The organism is Dethiosulfatibacter aminovorans DSM 17477 (assembly GCF_900142005.1).
Lineage (GTDB): Bacteria > Bacillota > Clostridia > Tissierellales > Dethiosulfatibacteraceae > Dethiosulfatibacter > Dethiosulfatibacter aminovorans.
Genome location: NZ_FQZL01000009.1, coordinates 13,954 through 33,035 on the forward strand (window position 1 = coordinate 13,954; position 19,082 = coordinate 33,035).

The following is a 19,082-nucleotide window of genomic DNA, read 5'->3' on the forward strand; positions in this document are numbered from 1 at the left end:
ATAAACAGGGTCGCATCGAGTCCCAGATGGACATAAAATAATGTATTGTAAAGAAATTATTAAAAAAACAAAATAAAGCTTGCAATATACTTTTTTTATGTTATCATATAGGCGGAGAACTTAATCGGGACAAAAAATGTCTCAAGACTCGGAGGTAGAAATGAGTATTAGAGTTGTAATAAACGGATTCGGTAGAATTGGAAGAATAACATTGAGAAATTATCTGGAAAAGAATGACTCGAATGTGGAAATAGTGGCAATCAACGGAATAAAGGATATAGAGAATGCAGTTTTGAATATAAAGTATGATACAATATATGGAAAACTGTCTAATGAAATCCATACTGACGGAAAATATATAGTTATAGACGGCAGGAAAATACTTGCACTCAATGAAAGAAATGTGGAAAAGCTTCCATGGAAAGAGCTTGGTGTGGATATAGTAATAGAGTCTACCGGGAAATTCACAACTGGTGAAACTGCAAAGTCCCATATTGATGCAGGTGCCAGAAAAGTAATAATTTCAGCTCCGGGAAAAGATATAGATGGAACTTTTGTTGTAGGAGTAAACCACCACGAATATGACAACGAAAACCAGCATATAATTTCAAACGCTTCATGTACAACAAATTGTCTTGCGCCGGTATGCAAGGTTCTTCTTGATGAATTTGGTATAGAGAAAGGACATATGACTACAGTTCATGCATATACCAACAACCAGGTTCTTCTTGATGCGGTAAACAAATCCGACATGAGAAGATCAAGAGGAACTGCGGAGTCAATCATTCCTACGACTACAGGAGCTGCAAAGGCGATCAGCAAGGTTATACCTGAAATGGAAGGACTGCTCACAGGAATGGCAATGAGGGTTCCAGTATCTTCAGTATCAGTAGTGGATCTTGTAGTACAGCTTAAAAAGGATGTAACCCTTGAAGAAGTGAACGCCGCTCTTGAAAAGGCTTCGGCAGAAAATATGAAGGGTATTCTGGGGTACAGCACTGATCCTTTAGTATCCGTGGACTTCAGGAAGGAAGACTGCTCGAGCGTAGTGGATGCACTTTCCACTCAAATAAACGACGGTCTTGTTAAAATCATTTCCTGGTATGATAACGAGTGGGGATATTCAAGAAGGCTTCTTGAGCTTGCTGAGCATGTGGCTGGAAAGATGCAGGACAGGAGAGACAGGTCACGTAAATCCGCTTAAAGACATTAATATAGATATTCGAGAACCCGTTGAAGGGTTCTCGTTTTAGATTTTCTCAACAATGTTGGAATTTGATTTATTGTTACATTGAATTAAGTGTATATGTAGTGTTTTCAAGTATTGACAGCTATGGATATATTTGATAATATAACTTGTATACAAAAAAGCAGCTGTGCTGCGTTATATGTGTCTCGTTAATGTAATTGACACATATATTACGAGGTTTAAGAAAGTATCCTTATAAATGTAATACCAACGTTTCAAGGGATTACACACTTTTTACTTTCTTAGGCTTTAATTAAAGACAATGAAGAAGAGGAGTAGGCATTTAAACCTCAAGAGAGCAGGATTCACTGGCTGGAAGGTCCTGCAGGTAAATGGATGTTGAAGGTAGCTTTGGAGTCGGCAGTCTGAGCTCAGTAGGATTGCCCGGTGGGAGCCGTTAAATTATTCAAGAGCCATATGGAAAAAAGGTGGTACCGCGGGTTTTCTCGTCCTTTGAGAATACCGGCTTTTTTTATTTTTTGCAGGAAAGCAGCTTTCCTGAGCTAAAATGAGGTGATCTAATGTACAATCTTGGAGTCGGAATGCTGATTTCAGGCACCATAATCGTCTTTGGTTCCGATATCTTCTTTAGAAGAGGAAAGATCAAGGACATGAAGTCGCTGCTGAAGATAAAGTCTGCAGGGCTTGCAATAACAGTAATTGGAATGATAATAATGTTTAAAATGTATTAATAAAGGAGAGTTTTATGAACAATTTGCCAAAGAATTACAATCCAAAGGATTTCGAAGAAAGAATTTATGAAACATGGGAAAAGGAAGGTCATTTCCATGCAGAGGTGAACAAGGACAAGAAGCCCTTCACAATAGTGATACCGCCTCCAAACATCACAGGTCAGCTTCACATGGGTCATGCCCTTGACCATACCCTTCAGGACATACTCATAAGATGGAAGAGGATGCAGGGATTTGAAACCCTGTGGCTTCCGGGATCGGACCATGCCAGCATAGCTACTGAAGTGAAAGTGGTTGAAAAAATCAAGAATGAAGAAGGTATGACAAAGGAAGAAGTTGGAAGAGACGGCTTCCTTGAAAGAGCATGGAAGTGGAAGGACGAATTCGGCGGAAGAATCACAGAGCAGATGAGAAAGCTTGGGGATTCATGCGATTGGGAAAGAGAAAGGTTCACCATGGACCAGGGATGTTCCGATGCAGTTACCCAGGTATTCATAGATCTCTACAACAAGGGACTTATCTACAGGGGAAACAGGATAATCAACTGGTGTCCTGATTGTCTTACTTCAATATCGGATGCAGAGGTTGAACATGAGGACAAACCGGGTAACTACTACTATGTGAAATACTTCTTTGTTGACAATGAAGAAGAGTACTTCACAATAGCCACGACAAGACCCGAAACAATCTTCGGTGATACTGCAATAGCGGTACATCCCGATGATGAAAGATACAAGGACCTTATAGGAAAGAAGGTTATTGTTCCATTGACGGGTAGAGAAATTGAAATAATAGGCGACGAATATCCTGACATGGAAAAGGGAACCGGAGCGCTTAAGGTTACTCCTTCCCATGACCCTAATGACTTCGAAATAGGACAAAGACACAACCTTGAGCAGCTTTCGTGCATGAACGAAGACGGTAGCATGAATGAAGTTGCCGGAAAGTACGAAGGCATGGACAGGTACGAGTGCAGAAAGCTTTTCGTCAAGGAGCTTGAGGAGAAGGGATACATAGTTAAGATTGAAGAAACAGACCATGCAGTTGGAACCTGCTACAGATGCAATACCGTTATAGAGCCAAGGATTTCAGAACAGTGGTTTGTAAACATGGAGCCTCTTGCAGGACCTGCAATAAAGGCTGTTAAGGATGGAGAAACAAAATTTGTTCCTGAAAGATTCGACAAGATATACTATCACTGGCTTGAGAATATAAGAGACTGGTGTATTTCAAGGCAGCTCTGGTGGGGACACAGGATACCTGCATACTACTGCAGCGACTGTGGAGAGACAATGGTTCAGAAGGATGCCCCTGAAAAATGCAGCAAGTGCGGAAGTACAAATGTAAAACAGGATGAAGATGTACTGGATACATGGTTCAGTTCAGCCCTGTGGCCTTTCTCGACTCTTGGATGGCCAAATGATACGGAGGAGCTCAAGTATTTCTATCCTACAGATGTTCTCGTTACTGGATACGATATTATCTTCTTCTGGATAGTAAGGATGATGTTCTCGGGTATAGAGCAGATGGAAGAGATTCCGTTCAAGCATGTATTTGTTCACGGTCTTGTAAGGGATGCAGATGGAAGGAAGATGTCCAAGTCCCTTGGAAATGGAGTGGATCCCCTTGAAGTAATCGACCAGTACGGTGCGGATGCACTTAGATTCATGCTTATGACAGGAATAACGGCAGGTAATGATACGAGGTTCAAGGTTGAAAAGCTTGAATCAAGCAGAAACTTTGCAAACAAGCTGTGGAATGCTTCAAGATTTGTTCTTATGAATGTTGAGTCCGACATCATAGATGAAGAGACAGCAATGAAGAACCTGAAGCCTGAAGACAAGTGGATAATGTCAAGGGTTAACTATGTATCCAAGGATATCACTGCAAACCTTGACAATTTTGATCTTGGAATTGCAGTGCACAAGATATATGAATTCATCTGGAACGAATACTGTGACTGGTACATAGAGCTTGTGAAGCCAAGATTGTATGGAGAAGCCGGTGTTGACAAGGATACGGCAATATTCGTGCTGATAAAGGTTATGAAGGACATGCTCAAGCTTCTTCACCCCTTCATGCCTTTCATAACTGAAGAAATCTGGGGATACCTTCCTGGAAATGATGAGAGACTTATTGTTTCTTCATGGCCGGTATACAGTGATGACAATTGCTTCCAGGATGCTGAAGATCAGATGGAGCTTGCCATGAATATTGTTAGAAGTATAAGGAATATAAAGGCAGAAATGGATGTTATACCTTCAAAGAAGGTTACCGCTCATTTCATACCAGGAAACGATAAAATCAGTGGTATGATTGAAGAAGGAAAAGGATACTTCAGCAATCTTGCAAATGTTGAAGAAATAAAGATCATCGGCAGCAAGGAAGAGGCTGGAGACAACGCTGCATCTTCAGTGATAGACGGAGTTGAAATCTACATTCCCCTTGCAGACCTCATAGACTTTGAGAAGGAAGTTGAAAGGCTTGAAAAGGAGAAGTCCAAGCTTGAAGGAGAAATCAAGAGAGCTGAAGGCAAGCTCAACAACAAAGGCTTCACGGACAAGGCTCCCGAGAAGGTCGTTGCAGCCGAAAGGGAAAAGCTTGAGAAGTACAAGGACATGTTCGCCAAGGTAATCGAGAGGATAGAACAGCTTAAGAAATAATATTGAATTCAGCTCCCTACTCACTCGTTACGACAATCTGAAATTGATAATGATGATTATCGAAACTTGAATTCGAGACCTCGCTGAAATTCAATATTATTGGGGAACAACAGGATAAAAAGGAAAGACTACGGAGACTGACCATATATGAAGTTTCCGTAGTCTTTTAAATTGATTTTCTGATTTCATTTGGCAAGAAGCCTTTTGTCCCTGGTCTTCATGAAATCAAGGAAGAGGTAGGCTATGTAGACCTTAGGTACATATTTCAGCAGGTATTTCTTGCTGGTCTTGTCGCTTGCTCCGAGGGATATGAAATATGCAGCAAGATTTTTCTTGTTGATATCGTTGAATTCCATGGATTTGTACATTTCCATTAAAGTTTTTCGGGACTGGACGTACTCGATGCTTTCCATGGTTTTTTTGTATTCTTCCAGGACTCTGCTGTAGAGTTCATCAGCAGAATAAAGCCTGATGTGTTCCATGTCGAAGAGTTCTGCTGTGATTTCAAGGCAGGCCTGCAGAACTGTTTTTGACGTCAGTTTGTGCTCTGAGTATTCATAAAGCCTTTTGATGAGGGGATATCTCATGCTTCTTGAATCTCCGTTTGAATCTTCTCTGATTCTGTCCAGAATTCCAATCAGTTCAATATCCGTTACGGGCTTGAGATATTTTGTATGCTCATATTCTTCAACGGAGGTGTTCAGGAAGTATTTCTTACCGTGAACCTTTCCGAAAGCCTTCATGGCATCCAGGTAACCCATTTCAATGCCGGTCATTATCTTTTCGTGGTTGAACTCCAGTATGCCGCACAGTTCAGAGGAGTTTTTTATGTTGTACAATGAATCTATGCCAAGACTTTTAGCGGTGTGGTTTTTGGACGGCACAGTTCCCGATAGATGGACGATGATGATATCCCTTATTCCGGAATTGGCAAGGAGTGGGGCTGGTATATTGTCGTAAACACCTCCGTCAATAAACTTCTTGCCGTCAATTTCCGCTGTCTTGAATATGGGCAGGTTGGCGCTTGCCATGATATAGTCGTTTATACGGCCTATGGGAATATCCTTTTTCATTACTGTCACAGGCTTTCTGTCTGACAGGGAATAGGTGACAAGGCCGTAGTCAATATCCGATCCCCGTATCCTGTCTTCGTCGAAATATTTGTCCATCATGGCCCTTAAGGGATCGACATTCAATCCGCTGCTCCTTATTGCTTTTATGAACATGGCTATCATGTTGTCGCTTTCAATTTCTATGAAGTTTGAAATGTTTATATTTGACCAAATCTCATATGCTGTTTCGAAGTCCCTTAGAGCAAAGAATGCTCCGTTTATGGCACCTATGGAAGTGCCTGATACAGCTTTGATTTTTACACCAAGCTCATTGAGAGCTTTCCAGACACCGATCTCGTAGCAACCTTTTGTCCCTCCGCCTGCCAGCACCAGTCCGTATTCCTTGTTTATATCAATGATTTCTCTGTTCATAATTGCACCACCTGTAGTTTTTCCGGTTTAATAAAGTTGAAAGTACATATACAATACAATATTAACAAAATTCCATATAATATACAACGTTGCTGAATAATTATTTATGAATTACGGTGGAGGTGTTATAATATAGTAGTTATTATCATTTACAAGGAGGCAACAATGATTAAATTCAACTATCACAGTCACACTACATACTGTGACGGAATAAATACAATGGAAGAAATGGTGGAATCTGCAATAGAAAAGGGACTGAAATACTACGGGATATCATCCCACGCACCGGTGCCTTTTGAGACTGACTGGACAATGCCGAGCGACAAACTTGAAAGCTATCTTGCAGAAGTGGATAGGATAAAGGGGAAATATGGCGATAGAATCAATATATTTAAAGGACTGGAAATAGATTATATACCGGGAATTGGAGCAATGCATATTGACAGGGGAATTATAGAGGGACTTGATTATATAGTAGGTTCAGTCCATTATCTTGCACATTTCGACAACGGCGTCATGTGGACGGTGGACTATAATAGAGATGAACTTGAGCAGGGAATTAAAGAAAGCTTTGGAGGAAACACAAGAGAAGCCGTCGAATTCTACTACAAGTGTGTAGGGGACATGGCGCTTGAATTGAAGCCCGACATACTGGGTCATCTTGACCTTATCAAGAAAAGCAACAGTGGAAATTACTTCTTCGATGAGAAGGAAAAATGGTATGTGGATGCGATAATGGATTGCCTTGGGAAAATCAAGGAAGGAGGATCCATAGTGGAAGTCAATTCCGGCGGTAAGGCCAGAGGGTATACAACCGAATACTACCCGTCCGACTGGATCATTAGTGAAATGATAAAGGTGGATATTCCAATGACGGTGAGTGGAGACTCACATACCGTCGAGGGGGTTGACTATGAATTTGAGGAAATGCTCGAAAAATTGAGGGAACTTGGATGCGAGAAGGTCAAGCTCCTCACAGAGAATGGATGGGAGGATATGGACATCAGGGAGGTACTATGATTCCTAAAATTAAGATAACCGGATTTGTGATTTTTGCTGCTTCCTTTATAATAGGTTTCTTTCAGGATGAAATGAGTCAGAGTGCCTTTGTGGCAGTTGGAATGGTTGCAGGACTTATGATTACAGCTTTTGGATTTTATATGGAAAGCAAAAAGAAGAAAAGAGATGGGTCTGTTGAAAGACGGATATACTACAACGGGAAGTTTTATACCATGGATGATGATAATAATGTCCATTCGGCCATATATGTGGAAAGCGGCATAATAATGGATCTTGGAGACGATGATTCAATAATGAAAAGCCATGGCGAAAAAACAGATATGAAAATTGATCTTAGTGGCAAGGCTGCAGTGCCTGGGTTCAATGATTCCCATATGCATCTCTATTCCCTTGGTAAAAGCCTCGAATTTGTTGAATTGAGAAATGCAAAGTCCGTAGAGGATATGGTGGAAGCAGGTCTTGCATCCCTGAGTGAAAGGGTAAAAGTAGGCAGCAGTTGTTTTTATGGAAGAGGATGGAACCAGGAAAAATTTGCTGACAAAAGATTTCCGTCAAGGCATGATTTGGACAGGATATCCACTGATATTCCAGTTGTTTTCACAAGAGTGTGCGGCCATGTTGCCTGTGTGAATTCAAAGGCTCTTGAATATTTCAACATAGACATGGATACTGTAGTGGAAGGCGGAGAAGTTGAAAAGGATGAAAGAGGGAGTCTTACTGGAATCTTGAAGGAGAATGCCTTGTCCCTTCTTGAAGGCAAGGAGGAAGGTGCATCTGTTGGAGAAATCATGAAGGTAATTGAAAATGCCCAGAAAAAACTTCTGGCTTTCGGTATAACCAGTGTACAGACTGACGACCTTCAACATCCTGGTGGAGGCTGGGTTAATATTGTTAAAGCTTATGTTAATCTTGTGAAAAATAAGAAATTGAAACTAAGGGTAACAGAACAGTGCCTTTTCTTTAAGCTTGAAAATTTCAGACAGTTCATTGAAAGGGGAGTTCATGGAATGGATTTGGAAAACAGATTCAGGATAGGTCCCCTTAAACTTCTGGCAGACGGCTCCCTTGGGGCAAGGACAGCTCTTCTGGAGGAGGAATATTCGGATGACGAAGGGAATTTTGGAATATCGGCCTATACAGAGGAACAGATTTATGAATTCATAGACCTTGCCCATAAAAACGGTATTCCTGTAGCGGTCCATGCAATAGGAGACAAAATGATGGACATTGTTTTGGATGCCATCCATAAATCAAGGGAAATCAATGAAGGGGTTGTTCTCAGGGATGGAATAGTACATTGTCAGATAATGAATGAAAATCTTTTTGACAAGTTCAGGGAATTCAAAATAGGAGCATATATACAGCCTGTCTTTACGGTAAACGACTGGAAGATTGTTGAAAGCAGGGTGGGGCCTGACAGAACTGAATATTCCTATAATTGGAAAACCTTTGTGGAAATGGGTATAAAACCTTCTTTTGGAACCGATTCTCCTGTGGAAAGTCCAAATCCACTTGAAAACATATATGCGGCTGTAACAAGAAAGGACTTTGATGGATTCCCTGAAGGAGGATGGAAACCTGAACAAAGGCTTACGGTGAGTGAAGCGATAAAATGCTATACTGTAAATTCGGCAAGGATGACTGGAGAGGAAGATAAAAAGGGCGTTCTTGAAAGTGGAAAATATGCCGACTTTGCTGTTCTTTCTGATGATATATTTGCAATGGCTCAAGAAAAGATAAAGGATGTATCCGTTGAAATGACTGTAATAAATGGGGAAATCGAATATTCGGCCAATAATACCATATGTTGAAAACTATAAAGTTCGTTTCGTAACGAACTTTATTTTGAAATACGCAAGAAAAACTTCCCTAAAATCATTGACATGTTACAGTTTTTTTTGTATTATGTTACTACATTGAATTAGCTTAAGGAGAAGAGTGAAATGGGCGGAGTAAAAAGAGTATTTGTTGAAAAAAGACCCGGCTTTGATGTCGTAAGCAGTCATCTGATGCAGGAACTTGCAACAAATCTTAAAATTGATAATATTAATAAGGTAAGAATATTGAACAGATATGATGTTTCCGGAATTGAAGACGACGTTTTCAATCAGGCTGTCATATCTGTTTTTTCAGAGAACAATCAGGACCACGTACATCTTGACGGTGTTGAACTTGGAAGCAATGTTTTTGGAGTTGAATATCTTCCGGGACAATATGACCAGAGGGCGGATTCGGCTGCACAATGCATCCAGATTCTTTCTTCAGGAGAGAGGCCTGTAGTGAAATATGCCAAAATAATTGACATTGAAGGCAATATAAGTCAGGAAGACTTGAAAAGAATAAAGGACTATTTGATCAATCCGGTAGATTCAAGGGAAGCAGCGATGGAAATGCCAGTTTCGTTGGAAGACATATACCCTGAACCTCCGGATGTTGCTGTCTGTGAAGGATTCATAGGCTATTCGGAAGATGAAGTGGAAGGATACAGAATTGAAATGGGCTTTGCAATGAGCAGGGAAGACCTCTTGTTTTGCCAGAAGTATTTCAGGGATGAAGAAAAGAGAAATCCTACCGTTACCGAGCTTAAGGTAATAGATACATACTGGTCGGATCACTGCAGACATACAACATTCCTGACTGAATTTGACAATATTGAATTTGAAGATGGAATCATTTCAGCTGATATAAAGAATACATATGACAGATATGTAGATATAAGGAAGGAAGTATACGGCGACAGGATTCAAGAGAAAGAAGAATGCCTCATGGATATAGCGGTTCTTGCCATGAAGCATTTGAGAAAGGCTGGAAAGCTTGAAGATCTTGAAGTCTCAAGTGAAATCAATGCATGCTCCATAGAGGTGGATGCCGACGTAGATGGAAAGACTGAAAAATGGCTTGTAATGTTCAAGAATGAAACCCACAATCACCCCACGGAAATAGAGCCTTTCGGTGGTGCGGCAACCTGTCTTGGGGGAGCCATAAGGGATCCGCTGTCAGGCAGGTCCTATGTATACCAGGCAATGAGGGTGACAGGCAGCGGTGATCCTACAGTTGACTTGTCTGAGACTTTGCCGGGCAAGCTTCCGCAGGTTAAGATTACGACTGAGGCAGCCCACGGATACAGCTCATATGGAAATCAGATAGGCCTTGCAACGGGTAAGGTCGAAGAAATATATCATGACGATTACAGGGCCAAAAGAATGGAAATCGGTGCTGTAATAGCTGCTGCTCCAAAGGAAAATGTGGTCAGGCTTGAGTCGGACCCTGGAGATATAATAATCCTTGTGGGTGGAAGAACCGGAAGAGACGGATGCGGAGGAGCAACAGGTTCGTCAAAGGAACATGACGAAGAATCAATCCTTGTATGCGGTTCGGAAGTTCAAAAGGGAAATGCACCTGAAGAAAGAAAGATACAGAGACTATTCAGAAACGACAAGCTGAGTAAAATGATAAAGAAATGCAACGACTTTGGTGCCGGCGGAGTTTCCGTTGCCATTGGAGAACTTGCAGACAGTCTTGATATAGACCTTGACAAGGTCCTCAAGAAGTATGACGGACTTGACGGTACTGAACTTGCCATATCGGAATCTCAGGAAAGAATGGCTGTCGTTGTTGACGAGAAGAATGTAGACAGGTTCATAGAGCTTGCTTATAAGGAAAATCTTGAAACTGCAATAGTGGCAAAGGTTACTGATACAGGCAGACTTGTAATGAAGTGGAGAGGGGATGCTATTCTTGACATTTCAAGAGACTTCCTTGAAACGAACGGAGTCAAGCAGAAATGCGATATCTATGTATCGGAACCTTCTGAAAAAGCTGAAACAGAAACAAGAAGCATAGATTGCGACAACGACGATTTGAAAAATGCATGGATTGACAATTTGAGGAAGCTGAACAATGCTTCCCAGAAAGGACTTGTTGAAAGATTCGACTCTACTGTTGGAGCAGGAACTGTTCTGATGCCTTTTGGTGGAAAGTACCAGTTGACGCCGACAGAAGGTATGTCTGCCAAACTTCCCGTACTTGGAGGTAATACTGATACTTGTACCTTGATGGCGCATGGATTCGATCCTGACCTTTCAAAGTGGAGTCCATATCATGGAGCCCAGTATGCGGTGATTCACTCCCTTGCCAAGATTGTAGCAATGGGTGGAGATTACAGCAAGGTGAGGCTGACTCTTCAGGAATATTTTGAAAAACTCAACAAGGAAAAGAAGAGATGGGGCAAGCCTTTCACGGCTCTCCTTGGAGCGTTCAAGGCACAGACGGAACTTGACATACCTGCCATAGGAGGAAAGGACAGCATGTCCGGTACCTTCAAGGATATGGATGTTCCGCCAACACTTGTATCATTTGCGGTAACTCATGCAAAGGCAAGCAAGGTCATATCCCCTGAATTCAAGAAGGCCGGATCATATATTGCTGCAGTCAAAATAAAGCAGGATGAAAACGGACTTCCGGTATATGAAGACATAAGGAACAAATATAAAAGGATAGCGGAGCTTGTTGAAAAGGGAAGCATTCTGTCAGCCCATACAATAGGAAAAGGCGGACTGGGAGCTGCAATATCAAAGATGGCTTTTGGAAACAAGATAGGAGCACTTTGCAAATTCAATACTGATTTGAACAGTTTGTTCGAACCGTCATATGGTTCACTTGTCCTTGAAGTTGAATCCCTTGACAATCTTGAAGGTCTTGAACATGTAAGCATAGGAAAGACAATCGAAGAAGAGATAATCAAGATAAATTGTGTGGAAATAGAAATTGACGAGATGATTGAAGCCTGGATGAAGCCTCTTGACAATGTCTTCCCTGCCAAGGAAGATATTGATGGCGGAGTCAAGGAGTTTAAATATACTAAAGGAACAGTGATCACAGGTAAAGGTGGAATAGCAAAGCCTAAGGTATTCATTCCCGTTTTCCCGGGATCAAACTGTGAATATGACACTGCAAAAGCCTTTGAAAGGGCAGGCGGTGAAGCTGAAATATTCGTATTCAAAAACTTCAACAGTATAAGCATTGACGAATCAATAAAGGAAATGGCTGAAAAAATCAAGCAATCCCAAATAATAGCAATTCCCGGAGGATTCAGCGCAGGAGACGAACCTGAAGGATCGGGTAAATTCATAACTTCGGTATTCAGAAATCCAATGCTCAAAGAAGCTGTTATGGACCTTCTAAAGAACAGGGACGGACTTATGTTGGGAATTTGCAATGGATTCCAGGCATTGATAAAGCTTGGTCTTGTGCAGTATGGCGAAATCAGGGATCTTGAAATTGATTCACCTACACTTTCATACAACAAGATCGGCAGACATATATCGACTTTTGTAAATACAAAAATAACATCGAATCTTTCACCGTGGTACAGCAACTGCAAGGTAGGAGATTTACATGCAATTCCTGTATCCCATGGAGAGGGAAGGTTCATAGCCACAGAAGAGTGGATTTCAAAGCTGGAAACAGCAGGTCAGATTGCAACACAGTATGTTGATGTAAACGGACAGCCTACTTATGACGGCTTTGCCAATCCAAACGGGTCTGTTGAAGCAATAGAAGGGATTACAAGCCCTGATGGAAGGGTGCTTGGAAAAATGGGACATTCAGAAAGGATTGGAGACAATCTGCATATAAATATTCCTGGAAACAAGGATCAAAAAATATTTGAAGCAGGAATAGACTATTTTAAATAAGAGAAATTTAGGAGGATTACCATGAAAGTAGCAGTAATAATGGGCAGTGATTCAGATTTGCCGGTAGTGGAAAAAGGCCTTAAGGTTTTTAGGAAATTTGGCGTCGATTTTGATGCAAGGGTAATATCGGCACATAGAACACCTTTTGAAGCACTTGAATTTGCAAAGAATGCAGAAAATGAGTATGATTTGATAATAGGAGCAGCAGGAAAGGCGGCTCATCTTCCTGGAGTACTTGCAGGAGTAAGCACACTTCCGGTTATAGGACTTCCAATAAAGTCTTCAACAATGGACGGACTTGATTCACTTCTTTCCATAGTACAGATGCCGAGCGGAGTTCCCGTTGCGACAGTTGCAATAAACGGAGCTGAAAATGCAGCACTTCTTGCTGTGCAGATGCTGTCGATCAAGTACGACGAGCTGAAGGTCAAGTTCAAGGAGTACAAGGCTGAAATGGCAGAAGCTGTGAAGCAAAAGGATGTAAATATTCAAAGTCAGATATAGTTTTCAGCATGATGGGATAATATAATTAACAAGCTCCCTACTCCAGCTTAGGGAAGTCAATGATTTGCATAATTGCTTGAAACTTGCGATTTTGCTTTAAGGGTTAACTTTCCACGCGTACAACATCCGCTTACACGGATGACGCAACTAAGTTGCTTTGTTTTGTCGGAACGTCAATCTTTTTAATAAGGATGATTGACGAACCTCCAATTCGAGACCTCGCTTGTAAATTATATCATCATCGATAGAAGACTGGATTTACCAATTGCTTAACTATAGTTTGACCATTGTTCAGCTATTGTTGAAGCAAGAAAATGATAAAGTAAGAAATCTAATGAGTGATTATCAGAATAAACATACTAGAATTTGAAAATTTAGGAGGAGAATATAATGAAAAAATTGGAAATGTTATATGAAGGAAAAGCAAAGAAGGTATTCAAGACTGACAACGAGAAACAGTTTATAGTGGATTACAAGGATGACGCTACTGCGTTCAATGGAGTGAAGAAGGGCACAATCGTTGGAAAGGGTGTAGTAAACAACAAGATGTCTGCTGCGATGTTCATGCTTCTTGAAGAGAATGGGGTGCCTACCCATTTTGAAAAGCTTTTAAGCGACAGGGAGTCTCTTGTAAAGGCAGTAGAAATAGTGCCTCTTGAGGTAATAATAAGAAATGTTGTTGCTGGTTCTTTTGCAAAGAGAATGGGTCTTGAAGAGGGCACTGAGCTCAAGGAGACAATCTTCGAATTAAGCTACAAGGATGATGCTCTTGGAGATCCTATGATTAACGAGTATCATGCATATGCTGTTGGAATTGCAGACAGGGAAACTATAGCAACAATCAAGGAATATGCATTCAAGGTAAATGAAGTTCTTTCAAAATATTTTGCAGAGAAAAACATCAGACTTGTTGATTTTAAACTTGAATTCGGAATTTATGATGGAAAGATTATCCTTGCCGACGAGATTTCACCTGACACTTGCAGACTTTGGGAGCTTGGAACAAACAGAAAACTTGACAAGGACAGGTTCAGAAGAGACATGGGCGATGTGGAAGATACTTATCAGGAAGTACTAAAAAGGATTCAGGAGTAAATAATGTTCGAGAAGATGTTTGGAGAAGATAAGCTGCATGAGGAATGCGGTGTAATAGGTGTGTATTCGGATAAGCCGGAAATTGTGTCTCAGCTGGCATATTACGGATTGTTTGCACTTCAGCACAGAGGTCAGGAAAGTGCTGGAATAGCAGTTAAATCAGGTGGAGGAATAGAGTACCATAAGGATATGGGACTGGTTTCCGAAATTTTCAACAATGATGTACTTAACAGTCTGGTTGGAGGAATGGCAACTGCTCATGTCAGATATTCAACAACGGGTGACAGCCTCAAGGCTAATGCACAGCCTCTTGTTGTTAATTTCAGAAAGGGTTCACTTGCCCTTTCGCATAACGGGAATCTTACAAATACCGAGGCCCTGAGGGAAATGCTGGAGGATAATGGGGTAATATTCCAGACTTCAACTGATACAGAGGTTGTAGCAAACCTTTTGGCAAGAAACTACAAGGGCGACATGGTAAAGTCAGCCAAGAATGTAATGGAAATAATCAAGGGTGCATATGCCTTTGTCATCATGACTGAAAAGCAGCTTATAGGAATGAGGGATCCATTCGGACTAAGACCATTGTGTCTTGGAAAGAGGGAAGACGGTTATCTTCTCGCTTCAGAAAGCTGTGCCATCGCGGCAATGGGTGGAGAGTTCATAAGAGACGTGGAGCCCGGTGAAATTGTTGTAATCGATGAAACTGGTGTAACCAGCATCAAAAGCGATCTCTTTGTAAGAAAGAAGTCATGCCTGTTTGAGTTCGTGTATTTTGCAAGGCCGGACAGTACAATAGACGGAATCAATGTATACCAGACAAGATTTAATTCGGGAGTACAACTGGCACAGGAATCGCCAGTAGAAGCTGACCTGGTATTTTCCGTGCCTGATTCCGGGACCCCTGCAGCTATAGGATATGCCCAGACCCTGGGAATTCCTTATGGTCTTGGTCTCATAAAGAACAGATATGCCAAGAGGACCTTCATCGAGCCAAATCAGGCACTGAGGGAAGAAGGGGTCAAGATCAAACTTAGCGTTCTCAAAGAAATTGTTAAGGACAAGCGAGTTGTTGTAATAGATGATTCGATAGTAAGAGGAACTACAAGCAGAAAGCTTGTTAAAATGATAAAGGAAGCAGGAGCTACTGAAGTTCATGTAAGGGTTGCTTCACCTCCGGTCAAGTATTCATGCTTCTTTGGAATTGATACTCCGTTCAGGGAATATCTCATAGGAGCATCGAAGACTGAAGAGGAAATAAAGGACTTTCTTGGTGCAGACACCCTTAACTACCTTTCAATACCGGGACTTTTGAAGGCTACCGGTCAGGAGAATGGATTCTGTCTAGCTTGCCTTGACGGAGATTATCCTATGGCAGTGCCCAACCAGGATATTTAAGAGATATTGGAGGATATAGATATGAAGGATGGATTAACATACAAGGATTCCGGCGTTGATATTCACGCAGGTTATGAATCTGTTAAATTGATGAAGGAACATGTTAAAAAGACTATGACCAAGGGTGTGCTTTCCGATATAGGCGGCTTTGGCGGCATGTTTCAGCTTGACAAGGATGCCTATGAGGAGCCGGTCCTTGTCTCCGGTACAGATGGAGTAGGAACAAAACTCATGATAGCTTTCAAGACCGACAAGCACGATACAATAGGAATTGATGCTGTTGCAATGTGCGTAAACGATATATTATGCCAGGGAGCAAAGCCTCTTTTCTTCCTGGACTACATAGCTACGGGCAAACTTGACCCTGCAAAGGCTGCAGATATTGTCAAGGGTATAGCTGAAGGGTGCATCCAGTCCGGGGCTGCGCTGATTGGTGGAGAGACTGCTGAAATGCCTGGGTTGTACAGCGAAGGCGAGTATGATGTTGCAGGATTCACTGTAGGTGTTGTAGACAAGAAAAAGATAATAACAGGAAAGGACATAAAGGAAGGTGATGTTCTCATAGGTCTTCCTTCAAGCGGTATCCATTCCAACGGATATTCCCTTGTAAGAAAACTTTTCTTTGATGTATTGAAGTGGGATGTCAACAAGGAAGTCAAGGAACTGGGATGTACTTTGGGTGAAGCTTTGATAACTCCTACAAGAATATATGCAGATATAATACTTGACCTTGTTGAAAAATTCAAGATAAATGGAATGAGCAATATAACAGGCGGTGGATTCTACGAGAATATTCCAAGAATGATTCCTGATGGACTGTCGGCCGACATAGACACCAAAGATATTGAGGTTCATCCCATATTCAAGGTTATGCAGAGGGAAGGAAAGATTGACATTGATGAAATGTATTCGACCTTCAACATGGGTATCGGCATTGTCATGGCTGTTGACAAAAAGATTGCCGATGATGTAGTAAAGTATCTGAAGGAGAAGGATGAGAAGCCTGTAGTCCTTGGAAAGATAGTTAAGAGAGAGGGAGACATAAAAATATGTCACCAGTAAGAATAGCTGTGTTGGTTTCGGGTTCGGGTTCGAACCTGCAAACCATCATTGACCATATTGAAGATAAAAAAATAAACGGCGAAATAGCTGTAGTCGTATCAAACAGAAGTTCTGCCTACGGACTTGAAAGAGCCAAAAAACATAATATTGAAGGAATCTTCCTAAGCGCCAAGGGCCTTGACGACGAGGCATACAGCAGGGAAATAGTGAAGGTTCTTAAGGAAAGAAATGTGGAGCTTGTAGTTCTCGCAGGATATCTGAAGATAATAAGCCCATATTTTGTGGAGGAATTCAGAAACAGGATAATAAACATTCACCCGTCACTGATTCCTTCATTTTGCGGAAAAGGCTGCTATGGACTGAAGGTCCACGAAAAGGCAGTGGAATATGGAGTGAAGGTAAGTGGAGCCACTGTTCATTTTGTTAACGAAGAAGCTGACAACGGTCCAATAATTATTCAGAAGACTGTTGAGGTGGACTATGATGATACTGCGGAAACACTGCAGAAAAAAGTGCTTAAGGTGGAACATGAAATTCTGCCGGAAGCTGTAAGATTGTTTTGCGACAATAAACTTTCTGTTATAGGCAGGAAGGTACAAATAGCAAAGATAACTTCATAATTTATGAAGCTATCCAAAGGAATAGAATGGAGGAGAAAATGAGGGCTTTAATAAGCGTATCTGATAAAAGCGGAATTGTAGAATTTTCAAAGAAACTGGTGGATCTTGGAGTTGAAATCGTTTCAACGGGAGGTACGGCCAAAAAGTTGATTGAAAGCGGAGTACCTGTAATAGGCATCTCAGAGGTTACGGGATTTCCTGAATGTCTGGACGGAAGGGTGAAGACTCTTCATCCAAATATCCATGCAGGACTGCTTGCCATAAGAGGCAACGAAGAGCATATGAAGCAGATCAAGGAGCTTGATGTGACTCCTATAGACTTGGTTGTCGTAAACCTTTATCCGTTTAAAGCTACAATAATGAAGGATAATGTAACAAGAGAAGATGCAATTGAAAATATAGATATAGGCGGTCCTACAATGCTAAGGTCTGCAGCCAAGAACTATGGTGATGTTGCAGTTGTTGTTGACCCGGCTGATTACGAGGGTGTTCTTAAGGAGCTTGAGGAAAACAAGGAAGTCAGTGCCGATACGAAGTTCTATCTTTCATCAAAGGTTTTCGAGCATACGGCTGCATATGATACGCTTATTGCAAACTATATGAGAAAAGAAAGAAAGGTGGAAGAACTTCCGGAAACCCTGACCATGACCTTTGAAAAGGTTCAGGACATGAGATATGGAGAAAACCCTCATCAGAAGGCAGCATTCTACAAGGAAGTCAACAAGCAGAAGGGTTATCTTGCAAATGCCGAGCAGCTCCACGGAAAGGAACTTTCATTCAACAATATCAATGATACAAATGGTGCTCTTGAACTTGTCAAGGAATTTGACGAGCCTACAGTTGTTGCATGCAAGCATGCGAACCCTTGCGGTGTTGGAAGTGCCGACAAGCTTATCGATGCATACAAGAAGGCGTATGCAGCAGATCCCGTATCAATATACGGTGGAATAGTGGTTGTAAACAGGGAAATAGATGCAGAAACTGCTGCTGAAATCAACAAGATATTCATTGAGATTGTGGTTGCTCCTTCATATACTGAAGAAGCCATTGAAATACTTAAAAGCAAAAAGAACATAAGAATACTTAAGTTGGAAAATATAAATGAAAAACAGCCTGATGATGCATATGACCTTAAGAAGGTTGGTGGCGGACTTCTTGTACAGACCATAGACAGCAAGCTCTTGTCTGAAGAAGGAATCAAGGTTGTAACTGAAAGGAAACCAAGCGACAAGGAAATGGAAGATTTATTGTTTGCATGGAAGATAGTGAAGTATGCAAAGTCAAACGGAATATCCATAGCCAAGGACAAGCAGTCATTGGGGGTAGGACCTGGACAGGTAAGCAGGATATGGGCTGCAAAACAGGCTGCTGATCATGCAGTTGAACATCTTGGAAAAGAAAGCCTTGAAGGGTCGGCTCTGGCTTCAGATGCATTCTTCCCCTTTGCAGACTCCATAGAAGTGGCAGTTGAATCAGGAATAAAGGCTATAATACAGCCCGGTGGTTCAATAAGGGATGAAGAGGTTATAAAGGCTTGCAACGATGCCGGAATAGCAATGGTATTCACAGGCATGAGACATTTTAAACACTAGGAGTATG

The 19,082-nt window shown here is 41.4% G+C and carries 13 protein-coding genes and 1 other annotated feature; of the genes, 12 read left to right on the forward strand and 1 reads right to left on the reverse strand.

The window, feature by feature from the left end; all coding sequences use genetic code 11:
* Window positions 1-160: 160 nt before the first annotated feature.
* The 3 genes from gap (at window position 161) to BUB05_RS07305 (ending at window position 4,604) form a co-directional block, all read left to right on the forward strand.
* Window positions 161-1,204 carry a type I glyceraldehyde-3-phosphate dehydrogenase gene (gap, locus tag BUB05_RS07300; RefSeq protein WP_073048944.1) on the forward strand — a complete coding sequence of 348 codons (1,044 nt, stop codon included), beginning with the start codon at window positions 161-163 and terminating at the stop codon, window positions 1,202-1,204.
* Window positions 1,205-1,502: 298 nt separating this feature from the next.
* Window positions 1,503-1,706, forward strand: a binding site (T-box leader).
* 64 nt (window positions 1,707-1,770) lie between these two features.
* Entirely contained in the window at window positions 1,771-1,941 is a 171-nt protein-coding gene (locus BUB05_RS18660) for a hypothetical protein (RefSeq protein ID WP_175548527.1), read from the forward strand.
* A 14-nt stretch (window positions 1,942-1,955) separates the two neighbouring features.
* Window positions 1,956-4,604 (forward strand): valine--tRNA ligase, encoded by a 2,649-nt coding sequence (locus BUB05_RS07305; RefSeq protein ID WP_073048945.1) that lies wholly within the window; start codon window positions 1,956-1,958, stop codon window positions 4,602-4,604.
* A gap of 185 nt (window positions 4,605-4,789) precedes the next feature.
* On the opposite strand, the gene BUB05_RS07310 is transcribed toward BUB05_RS07305, so the two are convergent.
* Window positions 4,790-6,088, reverse strand: a complete 1,299-nt coding sequence (locus BUB05_RS07310) for a patatin-like phospholipase family protein (RefSeq protein WP_073048946.1) — start codon at window positions 6,086-6,088, stop codon at window positions 4,790-4,792.
* Window positions 6,089-6,253: 165 nt separating this feature from the next.
* Here BUB05_RS07310 and hisJ point away from each other — a divergent pair, with 165 nt between their 5' ends.
* The 9 genes from hisJ to purH all read left to right on the forward strand — a co-directional run bounded on the left by hisJ (window position 6,254) and on the right by purH (window position 19,075).
* Entirely contained in the window at window positions 6,254-7,108 is an 855-nt protein-coding gene (hisJ, locus tag BUB05_RS07315; protein WP_073048947.1) for a histidinol-phosphatase HisJ, read from the forward strand.
* A complete protein-coding gene (locus BUB05_RS07320; RefSeq protein ID WP_175548528.1) occupies window positions 7,105-8,919 on the forward strand; it encodes an amidohydrolase in 1,815 nt (604 codons plus the stop codon). The genes hisJ and BUB05_RS07320 overlap by 4 nt, the downstream gene beginning before the upstream one ends.
* A gap of 132 nt (window positions 8,920-9,051) precedes the next feature.
* Window positions 9,052-12,804 carry a phosphoribosylformylglycinamidine synthase gene (locus tag BUB05_RS07325; RefSeq protein ID WP_073048948.1) on the forward strand — a complete coding sequence of 1,251 codons (3,753 nt, stop codon included), beginning with the start codon at window positions 9,052-9,054 and terminating at the stop codon, window positions 12,802-12,804.
* Window positions 12,805-12,825: 21 nt separating this feature from the next.
* Entirely contained in the window at window positions 12,826-13,308 is a 483-nt protein-coding gene (gene purE, locus BUB05_RS07330) for a 5-(carboxyamino)imidazole ribonucleotide mutase (protein ID WP_073048949.1), read from the forward strand.
* Between the two features lie 390 nt (window positions 13,309-13,698).
* Entirely contained in the window at window positions 13,699-14,403 is a 705-nt protein-coding gene (gene purC, locus BUB05_RS07335; RefSeq protein WP_073048950.1) for a phosphoribosylaminoimidazolesuccinocarboxamide synthase, read from the forward strand.
* A 3-nt stretch (window positions 14,404-14,406) separates the two neighbouring features.
* Window positions 14,407-15,801 (forward strand): amidophosphoribosyltransferase, encoded by a 1,395-nt coding sequence (gene purF / locus BUB05_RS07340; RefSeq protein WP_073048951.1) that lies wholly within the window; start codon window positions 14,407-14,409, stop codon window positions 15,799-15,801.
* A gap of 21 nt (window positions 15,802-15,822) precedes the next feature.
* Window positions 15,823-16,863 (forward strand): phosphoribosylformylglycinamidine cyclo-ligase, encoded by a 1,041-nt coding sequence (gene purM / locus BUB05_RS07345; protein ID WP_073048952.1) that lies wholly within the window; start codon window positions 15,823-15,825, stop codon window positions 16,861-16,863.
* Complete coding sequence (gene purN / locus BUB05_RS07350; protein ID WP_073048953.1) at window positions 16,851-17,483, forward strand: phosphoribosylglycinamide formyltransferase; 633 nt, start codon at window positions 16,851-16,853, stop codon at window positions 17,481-17,483. The genes purM and purN overlap by 13 nt, the downstream gene beginning before the upstream one ends.
* Window positions 17,484-17,521: 38 nt before the next feature.
* Window positions 17,522-19,075, forward strand: coding sequence for a bifunctional phosphoribosylaminoimidazolecarboxamide formyltransferase/IMP cyclohydrolase (gene purH / locus BUB05_RS07355; RefSeq protein WP_073048954.1), 1,554 nt, complete (start codon window positions 17,522-17,524; stop codon window positions 19,073-19,075).
* Window positions 19,076-19,082 lie beyond the last annotated feature (7 nt).